Annotated in this window: 12 protein-coding genes; 7 read left to right on the top strand and 5 right to left on the bottom strand. The window is 72.5% G+C overall.

What is annotated here, in order from left to right:
* Positions 1 to 11: 11 nt before the first annotated feature.
* From ABZ470_RS32650 to ABZ470_RS32640, 3 genes are read right to left on the bottom strand one after another with little or no spacing between them, the layout of a single operon-like run.
* Complete coding sequence (locus tag ABZ470_RS32650) at positions 12 to 1,001, bottom strand: 1-phosphofructokinase family hexose kinase (RefSeq protein WP_362916291.1); 990 nt, start codon at positions 999 to 1,001, stop codon at positions 12 to 14.
* Entirely contained in the window at positions 998 to 2,134 is a 1,137-nt protein-coding gene (gene nagA, locus ABZ470_RS32645; protein ID WP_352015544.1) for an N-acetylglucosamine-6-phosphate deacetylase, read from the bottom strand. Before nagA ends, ABZ470_RS32650 begins: the two co-directional genes overlap by 4 nt.
* Before the next feature lie 37 nt (positions 2,135 to 2,171).
* Positions 2,172 to 3,053 (bottom strand): SIS domain-containing protein, encoded by an 882-nt coding sequence (locus ABZ470_RS32640; RefSeq protein WP_362916288.1) that lies wholly within the window; start codon positions 3,051 to 3,053, stop codon positions 2,172 to 2,174.
* 104 nt (positions 3,054 to 3,157) lie between these two features.
* Between ABZ470_RS32640 and ABZ470_RS32635 the strand changes: the two genes are divergently transcribed.
* The 4 genes from ABZ470_RS32635 (at position 3,158) to ABZ470_RS32620 (ending at position 6,725) form a co-directional block, all read left to right on the top strand.
* Positions 3,158 to 3,928, top strand: a complete 771-nt coding sequence (locus tag ABZ470_RS32635; protein ID WP_352015542.1) for a DeoR/GlpR family DNA-binding transcription regulator — start codon at positions 3,158 to 3,160, stop codon at positions 3,926 to 3,928.
* A gap of 102 nt (positions 3,929 to 4,030) precedes the next feature.
* On the top strand, positions 4,031 to 4,558 hold the full coding sequence (locus ABZ470_RS32630) for a MarR family winged helix-turn-helix transcriptional regulator (RefSeq protein WP_352015541.1): 528 nt from the start codon (positions 4,031 to 4,033) through the stop codon (positions 4,556 to 4,558).
* A gap of 109 nt (positions 4,559 to 4,667) precedes the next feature.
* Positions 4,668 to 5,630: a hypothetical protein gene (locus ABZ470_RS32625; RefSeq protein WP_362916286.1), complete on the top strand. Its 963-nt coding sequence runs from the start codon at positions 4,668 to 4,670 to the stop codon at positions 5,628 to 5,630.
* A gap of 87 nt (positions 5,631 to 5,717) precedes the next feature.
* Positions 5,718 to 6,725 (top strand): hypothetical protein, encoded by a 1,008-nt coding sequence (locus ABZ470_RS32620; RefSeq protein ID WP_362916284.1) that lies wholly within the window; start codon positions 5,718 to 5,720, stop codon positions 6,723 to 6,725.
* 6 nt (positions 6,726 to 6,731) lie between these two features.
* Here the strand turns inward: ABZ470_RS32620 and ABZ470_RS32615 are convergent, their stop codons facing one another.
* Together ABZ470_RS32615 and ABZ470_RS32610 are read right to left on the bottom strand one after the other, a co-directional pair.
* Complete coding sequence (locus ABZ470_RS32615; RefSeq protein WP_352015538.1) at positions 6,732 to 7,394, bottom strand: response regulator transcription factor; 663 nt, start codon at positions 7,392 to 7,394, stop codon at positions 6,732 to 6,734.
* A gap of 155 nt (positions 7,395 to 7,549) precedes the next feature.
* The gene (locus tag ABZ470_RS32610) at positions 7,550 to 8,752 is read right to left on the bottom strand and encodes a histidine kinase (protein ID WP_362916282.1); all 1,203 of its coding nucleotides are present in this window, start codon (positions 8,750 to 8,752) and stop codon (positions 7,550 to 7,552) included.
* A 244-nt stretch (positions 8,753 to 8,996) separates the two neighbouring features.
* Between ABZ470_RS32610 and ABZ470_RS32605 the strand changes: the two genes are divergently transcribed.
* The 3 genes from ABZ470_RS32605 to ABZ470_RS32595 all read left to right on the top strand — a co-directional run bounded on the left by ABZ470_RS32605 (position 8,997) and on the right by ABZ470_RS32595 (position 12,221).
* Positions 8,997 to 10,514, top strand: a complete 1,518-nt coding sequence (locus ABZ470_RS32605; protein WP_362916280.1) for a hypothetical protein — start codon at positions 8,997 to 8,999, stop codon at positions 10,512 to 10,514.
* The gene (locus ABZ470_RS32600) at positions 10,511 to 10,915 is read left to right on the top strand and encodes a FixH family protein (protein ID WP_352015535.1); all 405 of its coding nucleotides are present in this window, start codon (positions 10,511 to 10,513) and stop codon (positions 10,913 to 10,915) included. Before ABZ470_RS32605 ends, ABZ470_RS32600 begins: the two co-directional genes overlap by 4 nt.
* 157 nt (positions 10,916 to 11,072) lie before the next feature.
* On the top strand, positions 11,073 to 12,221 hold the full coding sequence (locus ABZ470_RS32595) for a hypothetical protein (RefSeq protein ID WP_362916277.1): 1,149 nt from the start codon (positions 11,073 to 11,075) through the stop codon (positions 12,219 to 12,221).
* Position 12,222: the final 1 nt, after the last annotated feature.

Below are 12,222 nucleotides of genomic sequence, written 5' to 3'. Positions count from 1 at the left end.
ATTGGCCTCCGTTACACAGGTTCCGCTTCCACCCGGACACCCGGGTGGACCTCCCGCAGGACGTCGGCGTCGAAGTCACCCGCGACCGGGGCCGCGACCGCCGCCGCGCCGAGCGCCGCCGCCCGGCGCAGCCGTTCCGGCCAGGGGGTGCCCTCGACCAGGCCGAGCGTCAGCCCCGCGACCAGCGCGTCACCCGCGCCGGTCGGGTTCCCCTCGACCCGGTACGGCATCGCCGCCCGCCACGCCCCCTCGGGGGTCACCGCGAGCAGGCCGTCGGCCCCGAGGGAGACCACGACCGCCCTGGCCCCGGAACGCCTGAGGACCTGGGCCCCCCGCACGGCGGCGCCGGGGCCGGTGCCGGGGCTGTGAGCCTCCTGGGGGCCGGACAGGGCCAGGGCCCGGGCGAGTTCCTCGGCGTTGGGCTTGACGATCTCGGGCCGCCCGCCGGGGGCGTGCCTGAGCGGCTCGCCGTCGGCGTCCACGACCGTCGGGACGCCGTGGGCCCGGGCGCGGGCGGCGAGTTCGGCGTACAGGCGCGGGGAGACCCCGGAGGGCAGGCTGCCGGAGATCACGACCGCGGCGGCACCCCTGAGCCGGGCCTCGTAGTCGCTCAGGAAACGCCCGATCTCGTCCTCGGTGACGAGCGGACCCGGTTCGTTGAACAGCGCGGTGCGTCCCGGGGCACGGCCGTGGTCGTGGACGGCCAGGGTCGCGCGGGAGGGGCCGGAGATCGGGGTGAGGGCGGTGGGCAGGCCCGCGGCGGTGAGGTCGGCCAGGGCCGCCTCGCCGTTCGGGCCACCCGCGAGACCGGTGACGAGCACCTCGCAGCCGAGGGCGGCGAGCACCCTGGCCACGTTGACGCCCTTGCCGCCCGCCCTGCGGTGCACGGCCCCGACGCGGTTGACGCCGTCCCAGTCGACGTCCCCGGTCACGTAGGTGACGTCGAGTGCGAGGTTCAGCGTGACGGTCAGGACCGGACCACGGGCGGGCGGGGAGGTCATCGGGGAGCCGTCGTCCAGTTTCCGTGCCGCATGACGCCGGAGACCTCCAGGTCGTCGGTGAGCACCACCAGGTCGGCCCGCTTGCCGACGGAGATGGAGCCGAGGTCGTCGGCCAGGCCGAGCACCTTGGCGGGGGTGAGCGAGGTGATCTCGACCGCCTCGGGCAGCGACAGGCCGACCTGCTGTACGGCGCGGCGGAAGGCCACGTCCATGGTGAGCGTGCTGCCCGCGATGGAGCCACCGCCGGCCAGCCTGGCGACGCCGTCGACGACCTCGACCCGCATCGGGCCGAGACCGTACACGCCGTCGCCCATGCCCGCGGCGGCCATGGCGTCGGTGATGAGCACGGTCCTGCCGGGACCGGCGACGTCGTAGGCCAGGCGCATCATCGCCGGGTGCACGTGCACACCGTCGTTGACCAGCTCGATGGTGACCCGCTCGTCCTCAAGCAGCGCGGCGATCGGGCCGGGGTCGCGGTGGTGCAGGGGCGGCATCGCGTTGTAGAGGTGGGTGGCCACGCTGCCGCCCGCCTCGATGCCCAGCAGGGTCTGCTCGTAGTCGGCGTCGCTGTGCCCGAGGGCGGCGATCACGTCGTTGGCGACGGCCTCCCTGATGGTGTCCAGAGCCCCGGGCAACTCGGCGGCGAGGGTGAGCATCCGTATGTGGCCGCGGCCCGCCTTGAGCAGCTCGGTGAACTCCCGGACGGAGGGCTCCCGCAGGAGGGCGGGGTTGTGCGCGCCGCAGCGGGCCTTGGAGATGTAGGGGCCCTCAAGGTGGACGCCGGCCAGCAGGCCGTCCTCGCACAGGTCGGCCAGGGCGGAAGCGGCCCTGGTCAGCTCGTTCGTGGTCGCGGTGACCAGGCTGGCGACGATCGTGGTCGTCCCGTGCGCGGCGTGCAGGGCGGCGACCCGGCGGGCCTCCTCCTGGTCGCCGCTGGGGAAGGATCCTCCGGCGCCGCCGTGGGAGTGGATGTCGACGAAGCCCGGAACCACGTGGCGGCCCCCGAGGCTGAGCCCGGGGCCGGGGGCGGCGCCCCGGCCCACATGGGTGATGCGGCCGTCCTCGATGGTGAGCCAGCCCTCGTGGACACCTTCGGGGGTCACGACACGGGCGTCGGAGAGTGTGATGCTCATGGCGTCAGTTCTTCCCGTTTCTCCCACCGGTCAATGTTCAGGAGGGGAGGATGACAGAACGGGTCAAGTTGAGTGGTTCGTCCGGGTTGAGTCCCTGGGCCAGCGCCCTGGCCACGGCCACCCGCTGAACCAGGACCAACTCGGCCATCGGGTCGAGGAGGCTGTTCAGGAACGCTCCACCCGTGGCCTCGACCTCGGCGCGCAGTCCCTTCGCGCCCTCTCCGAGGACCCAGGTGACGCGGTTCGGGCCCGCGATGCTGATCGGGCCGTGGCGGTACTCCATCGCGGGATAGGACTCGGTCCACGCCCGGCACGCCTCGCGCATCTTCAGGGCGGCCTCAAGCGCCAGGCCGTACGACCAGTCCCGGCCGAGGAAGGTGAACTGCTCGGCGGACAGGGTGATCTCGGGGAGCGGGACGGCGAGCGCCCGTTCGGCGTCGGCGATCGCGCCGCTCAGGTCCTCGCCGAGGTGGGCGCGGAGCAGGGCGAGCTGCGTCGTGGCGAAGCGGGTCTGCACGACCGACCGCTCGTCGGCGAAGTCGAGCATCACGATCTCGTCGGCGGCGGTCACGACGGGGGTGCCGGGGGAGGCGGTGACGGCGCTCGTCCTGACGCCCCGCTCGCGCAGGACCGCCAGCGCGTCGAGGACCTCGGTCGTCGTGCCCGACCTGGTCAGTGCGAGCACCCGGTCGTACGGACGTCCCACGGGGAACTCGGAGGCGGCGAAGGCGTCGGTCTCGCCCTGTCCGGCCCGCTCGCGGAGCACCGCGTAGGACTGGGCGACGAACCACGAGGTGCCGCAGCCGATGACGGCCACCCGCTCCCCGGGGCGGGGCAGCGCGTCCCTCGGGGTCTCGGCGACGGCTCTGCGCCAGCAGTCGGGCTGGGACACGATCTCGGATTCGGTGTGCGTGGTCACGGCGCGCCTCCCCAAGAAGCTTCGTTTGTGATTGATTTATACCAGAAATGAGCAACTTTGTGCAGAGGTGGGTTTTGATCGCCCCGTGTGCAAGGCTGACTGCTGTGAGCCGATATGAGCGCTGGAACGCGATCCTCGAACTGCTCTCGCAGGAGGGGCGGTTGTCCGTCGAGGAGGCCGCGGAGGCGCTGACCGTCTCGACGGCGACGATCCGCCGCGACTTCGACCAGCTCGCCCAGCAGCAGATGCTCATGCGCACCCGTGGTGGCGCCGTCTCCCAGAGCGTGAGCTACGACCTGCCGCTGCGCTACAAGACCGCCCGTCACGCCGACGAGAAACAGCGGATCGCGGACGCCGCGGCCGAACTGGTCACACCGGGCGCGATCGTCGGCATGAACGGCGGCACGACCACCTCGGAGGTGGCCCGCGCCCTGGCGATCAGGGCCGACCCCGACCTCGGCTTCACCGTGGTCACCAACGCGCTGAACATCGCCGCCGAGCTGACGGTCAGGCAGCACGTGAAGATCGTGGTGACCGGCGGGGTGGCGAGGCCGCAGTCCTACGAGCTGATCGGCCCGCTGGCCTCGGGGGTGCTCGAACAGGTCGCGCTCGACATCGCCTTCCTCGGCGTGGACGCGCTCGACCCGGTCGCGGGCGCCTTCGCCCACCACGAGGGCGAGGCGAGCGTCAACAACCTGCTGATCGGCAGGGCCTCCCAGGTCGTCGCGGTCGCCGACGCCTCCAAGATCGGCGGGCGGGCCTTCGCGCGGATCTGCTCGATCGACGCGATCGGCACCCTGATCACCGACGAGGGCCTGCCGGACGAGGAGGCCGCCCGGTTCACCGACGCGGGCGTGAATGTGGTCCGCGTCTAGCGTCCCAGAACAGGCATTTGTCGGAAATCATCTAGGATCAGGAGAGTCCGGACGATTCCGCCGCCCGGGGTCGATATGGCCGAACCCCCGAGGAGCTTGTCTGTGAGTGGCGCGCACACCCTGCGGCAGACCGAGGAGGCCGTCTCGGGAAAACTCCAGGGGCTGGAGCTGGACTTTCGCGCCATGACCGCGATCTCGAACCTCTACCGGGTCGCCTCGTCCATCAGGAACCACTTCGAGCAGACCGTGCTGAAGGAGGCCGAGCTCACCTGGACCGCCTTCGTGGTGCTGTGGGTCGTGTGGATCTGGGAGTCGATCGAGAACCGGCACGTCGCCGAGGAGGCGGGCATCACCAAGGGCACGCTGACCGGGGTGGCGCAGACGCTTGAGGCACGCGGGCTGATCCTGCGGGAGATCCCGGCGACCGACCGCAGGCGTACCGTCTTCTCCCTCACCCCCGAGGGCAGGAAGCTGATGACCACCCTGTTCCCCGAGTTCAACCGGGAGGAGCAGTTCGTGCTCTCCGGCCTCGGCGAGAGGCGCCTGACCGAGCTGGGGGAGTCGCTCAGGCACGTCCTCCAGCACCTGGAGAAGGAGGGCCCGGAGCGCAGGGCCTCCCGGGGCGCCTGAGACCGACCGGCTCTCCGGGGCCTTGCGCCGGACGACCCGGTGGCCTTTCCGGGGTTCGGCGGCGGATAACCCGGTGCGGCGGGAGTGGGCCGTACGCCACGATGTTCCGATGAACGACCCCTGGCTTGGGCGGATTCTCCGTGAGGGGGCGGCGCCGGAGATGCTTGAGGCGCTGGCCGAGCGGCTGTCCCCCGCGGATCTTCAGACGCTGCTGATGGCCGTCCACCGGCGCCGTGCGGCCGACGTCACGCCCGCCCATCTGCTCCGGCGGTACGAACGTGACCGGTTCACCGCCCTCTCACCGGCCGACGCGGGCGACCTGGCGCGCCTGACCCTGCTGGCCCACGAACGTCTCACCGGGCACGGGTTCACCGGTCTCGCGACGGCGCCGGTCTGCCCGCTGGGCACCGCCTCGGCGGTGGCGACCGTGAGCCAGGACAAGGTGCTGACGACGATCCGCAACACCGAGGTCGTCTCGGACGTGACCAACGTCCTGGCCCTGGAATGCGCCGTCCGCCGCCGGGGCCTGCTCCGGGACGAGCCCCGCTCCCGGTCGAGGGTACGGCTCGGCGCGGCACAGCGCGTCCTGCGCGCGCAGCCGTTCGGGCCGGGCATGATGCAGCACTTCGCGCTGCTCGGGCTGTGTACGGCGGGCCGGGACGAGGGTTCCTTCGGCTTCGAGACGGAGACTCTCGTCGAGCACGTCGGCGTTCACCTGGACATCCTGGACGGAGCCCGCGAACTCGGCCACGCCATCCCGGCGGTGCGCGTCGGCCTCACCGACCTGACCGGAGGACGGCACCGTACGGCGCTGCGCGAACGGGTCCTCGACCGGTTGGCGCCGGCGCACCCGGACGTCACCTTCGTCTTCGACGACGAGCGCGTGACGGGGCGCGGTTACTACACCGGCGTCTCGTTCGGGATCGACGTCGTCACGCCACGGGGTGAGACCCTCAACCTCGGGGACGGCGGGTCGACCACCTGGACCGCGGCGCTGCTCGGCAACGCCAAGGAACGGCTGCTGATCAGCGGGCTGGGGATCGAGCGGGTGTGCGGACTTCTCGCTGAGTGACCTTTGTCCCGTTTCGGGGGGAATGGGGTGATCATTTCACCCTTTTGGGTGACGTGCGGTGCGGTGTGGATGGCTAAGGTCCTGGGCATGCGTGCTCTCGGATGGACTCTGGCGGTTGCGGGACTGGTGCTTGCCGGATGCGGCACCGGCGGCTCGGAGGAGGGACAGGGCCTGCGCCAGGCGATGGCGCGTCTCGACGCCTCCGGCCCCGCCGCGACCTACCTCGAATACGGCGACATGGCGCACTGGCGCAAGCTCGGCGTGGTCACCGACAAGGGGCCGGGCCAGGACAAGCGCTGGAGGGCCGCCGTCGGCTCGGGCTTCGGCGACCTCGCGGTGAGCGGGGACAGGCTCGCCGAGGCGACCGGTCTCAACGTGTTCGCCGCGAACCAGGCCGTCAACATCGGAGTCCCGCCGAAGACCGCGATCCGTGTCGAGGGCGCTCTCGACGCCTCGGGCATCAGCGCCAAACTGACCTCCATGGGGGCCAAGCCCCGGGAGATCGGCGGCCAGGAGGGGTTGTCCCTCGCCGAGGACAACATGATCGACATGAAGGGCCCACAGGCCGGGCTCGGGCTGATCAACCAGCTCAACCAGGTGGTGGTCACGGACTCCGCGCTGGTCGCGGGCGCCGCGGCCGGGCCCGTCGCGGCGGCGCTCGGCACCGGCTCCTCCCTGGCCGAGAACCCCGACCACGCCGCCGTCGCCGACTGCCTGGGCGACGTCGTCTCCGCCATCGTCATGGCCCCCACGCAGCCGGGCGGGGTCGTCCTGTACGGCGTCGGCCTGCGCAGGCCCGCGTCCACGGCCGACAAGGCGGTCGACGTGGTGTGCGTGCTGCCGAGGGCCGCCGAGGTGGGCAAGGTGTTCAAGGAGCGCCTCACCACGACCGCCGTCGTCGCGGGCAAGCCCCTGTCCGACTCGGTCGAGACGGTCGCGCACGACGACGTCAGCTCGGGTGACCGTACGGTCCACCGCGCCCTGCTGACCGTCAAGCCCGACGGCCCGGTCCTGATGGCCAACCAGCTGCTGATCCGCCGCGACCTGGAGCGCCTGGCCGACCCGGCCGCCCCTGTCGACCCGCTCGGCTCCTGAGGGCCTTCACCGGGGCGGCGTCCCGGCCAGGCCGTTCAGGTGGGCGTAGACGACGGCGTGGACCCGGTCGCGCAGGCTGAGTTTGGACAGGATGCGGGAGACGTGCGTCTTGACGGTCTCCTCGCCGACGTGGAGGGCCGCGGCGATCTCGGCGTTGCTGCGGGCGTCGGCCAGCAGGAGCAGCACCTCGCGCTCCCGGGAGGTCAGCCGTTCGAAGTCGGCGGGCACGGCCGTCGGCTCGATGCTGGTGGTGAACCGGGCGATCAGGCGCCGGGTCACCGAGGGGTCGATCAGCGCGTCCCCCCGGGCGGCCACCCGGATCGCGGACGCCATCTCCTCCGGAGGCAGGCTCTTCAGCAGGAAGCCGCTGGCCCCGGCCCGTAACGCGCGGTAGACGTAGTCGTCGTTGTCGTAGGTGGTCAGCACCAGGACCCTGGTGACGTTCCCCGGCGCCGCCAGGATCGCCTCCGTCGCGGCCAGGCCGTCCAGCCTGGGCATCCGCACGTCCAGGATCGCCACGTCCGGGCGGAGCCGCAGGGTCTCGGCGACCGCCTCGTGGCCGTCTCCGACCTCGGCGACGCAGAGCAGGTCCGGCTGGGTTTCGAGTACGGCGCGCATACCGGAACGGAACATCGCGTGGTCGTCGGCGAGCAGCACGCGCAGCGTCACGGCGTCTCCAGGTCTCGGGGGCTGGGAGGTTCCGTGCGGAGAACGTGTCACGGACGGCGATTGTCTCCCGGAGACGTGGACTTTCGCGGACGGTTTGTTATATGGAGAAATTTCCGTATAGAGCCTGGGGAAGCCGCTGGGTCGGCTTTTTCGAATCAGAGTTGTGGCCGTTCCAGGGGGAAGCTGGCCCTGACCTGCCAGTGTCTGCCGTCGGGCTGCACGCCGTAGGTGATCCGGCCGCCGAACAGCGCGACCCGCTGCCTGATCCCGGCCAGGCCCCGGTGCGGCGAACTCCGTTCCTCGAAGGGGCCGTGCCACTCGCCCAGCTGGTTGGTCACGGTCACGACCGCCTCTGTCTCCCGGTATTCGAGCTCGACGCCGACGCTCTCGCCACGGCCGTGCCGCAGGGCGTTGGTGAGGGCCTCCTGCGCGACGCGGTACACCGCGACGTCGAGTGAGCCGGGCAGCTCACGGGGCGGGCCGTGGGTGGTCAGCGTGACCTTCAGGCCCGCGGCCCGCACGCCGTCGAGCAGCTCGTCGAGGTTGTTCAGACCCGGCTGACGCCGCCCGGTCTCGGTCTCGTCGCCGTGCAGGATCGCCAGAAGCATGCGCAGGTCGGCCATGGCCGCGCGACTGCTCGACTCGACGGCGGACAGCGACCTGTAGGCCCGGTCCGCCGAGCCGTCGCCGGGCGGCGCGCCGAGCCCGAGCCGCGCCGCGCCCGCGTGCATGCCGATCGCGCTGACGTGGTGGGAGATCACGTCGTGCAGGTCCCTGGCGATGGCGCTGCGCTCCTCGGCGACGGCTCGCTGTACCGCCGCCCGCTCGTCGTGGAGCCGCAGCTCGGCCTGGCGTTCCAACTCGGCGATGTAGGCGCGCCGCTCGGTCGTGTAACGCCCGACCATCCAGGGCAGCAGCACCCTGGCGGTGAGGTCGATCCCCAGGACGATCGGGCTCATCGGGCGGACGGCGATGTGGCCGACGGTCAGCAGATAGCTTCCCGTGACCCCCGCCGCCAGCGCCGCGAGCGCGGTCAACGCCTGCGTCGAGCGCAGCCACGCCCCCGCGCGGTAGCCCGCGACCAGGAGGCCGGCCTCGACCGGGTGCCAGAGGGCGCCGGGGAACAGCAGCGCGGGCATCATGACGGCGAGGCCGTGGACCACCGCGACGACGCCGGAGAAACGGGGAGGGGTGGCCAGCAACGCGTCGATCACCAGGACGGCGAGGAGGGCCAGCCAGTACTGCCACACGCCGCTCGGCCGGTTGCCGAGCAGGAACACGCCCGAGTCCGCCACCATGCACACACCCGCGACCAGCAACGACTGGCCGGCCAGCGACCGGCTGGCGTCACGTCCCATGGCCCTCGCTCCTCGTCGGTCCCCACCCGGCATGCTGCCCGCTCTCCCTCCGGGAGGGAAGATCCCTCCCCATGGGGGAGAACACGGTATCCCCCGTGGGCACGGCCTTCGCGGGCCGTACCGTCCGGTGATCGGCTGAGGCGCGTTCTCGCAGGTGGGGGCCGCCGTGTCCCTCAAACGGGGGACCCGGATCCCGCTCCCAGGTGACGAAATCCCCGTGGTGCCCCGGTTAGCGTCGGCCGCGATGAGAACCTACGGACACCGGGTGCTGTTCATACCGGCCTTCGTGGTCCTGCTGGCGACCGTGCTGGCGGTCGGTCAACGGCCCGCGCTGGCCGACGGCGCGCCCACGGGACAGGACGTACACGTCGCCCAGACCCTGGGCACCCGTGAGCTCTCGGTCATCCTGCGCCGGGTGGACGAGGTGCCAGGCCCGCTGCGCGTCGAGGTCCTCACCCACGCGGGGGCCACCTCGGGAACCGCTCCGGGGGTCGGCGGGGGGAGGCTCACCCTGCGGCTGGTCCCGACCGGGGCCAGCGGCGCCGACGACGGCCTGCCCGCCGCGGGCACCGTCGTCAGCCAGGGAGAGCTGGTCCTGGGCGCCGCACCCGGCGTGTACGGCACGACCCTGCGGGTCGACCGTCCCGGGCCGTGGGAGCTGACCGTCGACGACGGCCGTGACAGCGGGCGGATCCCGTTCGTCGTGCCCGCCCCGGTCAGCTCGCCTCCCGACACGGTCGCCTACGCGGGCTTCTCGGTGGCGGGCGGGCTGCTGCTCCTCGCGCTCGGTACGGCGGTGTGGTCGCGGCGCTGGTGGCTTCCACTGGTCCCGGCCTGCGGGATGGTCGCGGCCCTGGCCACCGGGGTGACCGGCGCCGCGCTGTCCCCGCTCACCCCGCAACCGCCGCTGCCCGGCCAGCAGGTGGACGCGACCGTGGACAACGTCGTCTCGCCCTACACGGCGGCCAGGCCGGTGAACGCCGACTACTCACGGCCACCGGTGAACATGCTGGTACGCGCCTCGGAGACGACCTCGGGACGCCTGGCGGACCTCGACCTGCTGCTGACGGACGGCTCGACGGGACGGCCGGTCGAGGACCTGCTCGTCCACGACGACGCGCTGGTCCACCTGCTGGTCGTCTCACCGTCCGGCCGGTTGTGGCACCTGCACCCGGTCATGGCCGGTCCGGGCCGCTACCGGGTCGGCCTCGCCCTGGCGGAGCCAGGGCACTACGCGATCTCGGCGGAACTGGCCAGACGGGGCGGCGGCGTGCAACTGGTCCGCTCGGCCTCCGGGCTGGACGTCGGGCCGGGCGCCACTCCCGTCGCGGCGGCGCCGCAGCCCGGAGGCCCGGGCCCGAGGGAGATCGACGGCGTCAGGGTCGACCTGGCCGTGACGGCGCCGTCGGCCGGGGCCGCCACCACGGTCACCGTCAAGGTCGGTGAGCGCGCCGACCTGCAGCCGTGGCTCGGCATGGTGGGACACCTCATCGTCGTCGGGCCGCTGCCGGACTCCACACCGGTCGGCGCCGCCGCGCAGACCGCGCCGGTCTGGGGGCACGTGCACGCGATGGCCCTCAGGCCCAGGGGCGCAGCGAGCCGTCCGGACGAGACCGTCGCGATGTTCGGGCCCGAGGTGCGCTTCACCCACACCTTCCCCGAACCGGGCCGCTACCGGCTCTGGGCGCAGGTGGAGCGCGGCTACGCGCTGGTGACCGTACCGGCCGTGCTGGACGTCACGGCGAAGGAAGGGGACTCATGAGGCGCCGGGGGGCGTGGGCGGCCGTCTGCGTCGCCGTACTGGCCGGTGCCGCGCTGTGGCTGCTGTGGCCGCGGGGCGGCTCGGGGCCGACGGTGCTGCGCAACGGGACGGAGCACTACCGGGTACGGCTCACGGTCGAACGCTCGGGGACGGGCCCCGTGACGGTCGACGTGGCCGACCTGCGGGGACGGCCGGTGACACTGCGCAGCGTCACCGTCGAGCCGGTCATGACGAACATGGGCCACGCCCTCGAACCCGTCCCCGCCGTGGCCCAGGGGCCGGGCAGGTACCGGGCCGAACGCCTGGCCCTGCCCATGGGCGGAGCCTGGGCGTTCACCGTGCTCATGAACGGGCCGGGAGGGACCGACCGGGTCACCTTCCCGGTGCTGGTGACCGGGTGACCCCGTCCTGACCGGCGACCGGGCGGCCCGAGGGCCCGGTGACCGACGGACCGACGGACCCTCGCGGCGGACACCGGTGGCCGGGGAGCCCGTGGGCACGGCGACCGGGCGAGTCCGTGAGGACGACGACATGAACGAAACAACCGAGGAGGAAACGATGACCGTCGCTGACGGGGCGCTGCCGATCGGCGGACGTGCCCCGGCGTCCACCCGAGCGGTGACCACGCCCAAGGGGTGGGTCCCCGCCTATGTCGTCCTGCTGGGCGCGGCGTTCTCGCTGACGGCCGCGAGCTGGGACATCCAGTGGCACATCGACGTGGGACCGGACACCTTCTTCACCCTGCCGCACCTGTTCCTGTACGCGGGCAGCGCCCTGTCCGGGCTGGCCAGCCTGGCCGTGGTGCTCATGACGACCGCCGCCAGGCGCAACGACCGCGCGATCGACGCCACCGTCGGCGGCCGGGCCGTACGGGTGTTCGGCGGGACCTTCGCCGCGCCGCTCGGCTACCTCGTCTCCGGCACCGGCTCGGCGGGCTTCCTGCTCTACGGCCTGTTCGACCTGTGGTGGCACAGTCTGTACGGCTTCGACGCCGTGATCGCCTCACCCCCGCACATCGGCCTGCTGCTGTCGATCACGCTGAGCATGGTCGGCGCCGTGATGGTCTTCGCCGCGGGCATGGAGCACCCCTGGGCCAGGGTCGGCGCCGTGCTCGCCCTCATCGTGACGCTGGCCTTCAGCCTGGTGGCCGCGCAGGGGCTTGAGGCGTTCGAAGGCGGCCCGGTGGACGCCATCGCGGTCGGTGTCACGTTCCTGACGACGCTGACGGTGTTCACCGCCGTGGGATTCCTGCGCGACACCCGGCTGATCCTGGGCTTCGGGGTCGCGTTCGCGCTCGCCCAGGGCCTGCTGTGGTGGTTCTCGCCCTGGGCGACCAGGGCGTACGCGGCCGGGGTCGGCCTGCCGCTGCGCGACTACGTGCCCGCGGCGCCGCTGGTGCCCTCGCAGATGCCGATGTCCCTGCTCGTGGCCGCCGTGCTGACCTGGGGGATCATGCGGGCCGTGGGTCGCCGGTGGGCCGGGCTCCTGGCCGCGCCGCTGACGGGCCTCCTGGTCGGGGCGCTCGTCACGACCTGTGGGCTGGTACAGACGATCCTGGCCTACGGGCACTCGCTGCCGTCGTTCCTCCCCCTGGCGCCGACGGTCGCCGTGGGCGCCCTCGCCGGGGCCCTGGCCGGGTTCCTCGGCCGCCGCTTCGCCGTCATGCTGCGCGTGATGGCGCCCGTCACGTCTCAGGAAGGTCGGTGAC

Origin of the sequence: Streptosporangium sp. NPDC020072 (assembly GCF_040631445.1) — a bacterium.
Lineage (GTDB): Bacteria > Actinomycetota > Actinomycetes > Streptosporangiales > Streptosporangiaceae > Streptosporangium.
This window is presented reverse-complemented; position numbering and strand designations above follow the sequence as displayed.

What these genes read in the sequence shown, in the direction of transcription:
- ABZ470_RS32650 (WP_362916291.1), bottom strand. Translation starts at nt 1,001, where the DNA reads ATGACCTCCCCGCCCGCCCGTGGTCCGGTCCTGACCGTCACGCTGAAC.
- nagA (WP_352015544.1), bottom strand. Translation starts at nt 2,134, where the DNA reads ATGAGCATCACACTCTCCGACGCCCGTGTCGTGACCCCCGAAGGTGTC.
- ABZ470_RS32625 (WP_362916286.1), top strand. Translation starts at nt 4,668, where the DNA reads ATGAACGACCCCTGGCTTGGGCGGATTCTCCGTGAGGGGGCGGCGCCG.
- ABZ470_RS32620 (WP_362916284.1), top strand. Translation starts at nt 5,718, where the DNA reads ATGCGTGCTCTCGGATGGACTCTGGCGGTTGCGGGACTGGTGCTTGCC.
- ABZ470_RS32610 (WP_362916282.1), bottom strand. Translation starts at nt 8,752, where the DNA reads ATGGGACGTGACGCCAGCCGGTCGCTGGCCGGCCAGTCGTTGCTGGTC.
- ABZ470_RS32605 (WP_362916280.1), top strand. Translation starts at nt 8,997, where the DNA reads ATGAGAACCTACGGACACCGGGTGCTGTTCATACCGGCCTTCGTGGTC.
- ABZ470_RS32600 (WP_352015535.1), top strand. Translation starts at nt 10,511, where the DNA reads ATGAGGCGCCGGGGGGCGTGGGCGGCCGTCTGCGTCGCCGTACTGGCC.
- ABZ470_RS32595 (WP_362916277.1), top strand. Translation starts at nt 11,073, where the DNA reads ATGACCGTCGCTGACGGGGCGCTGCCGATCGGCGGACGTGCCCCGGCG.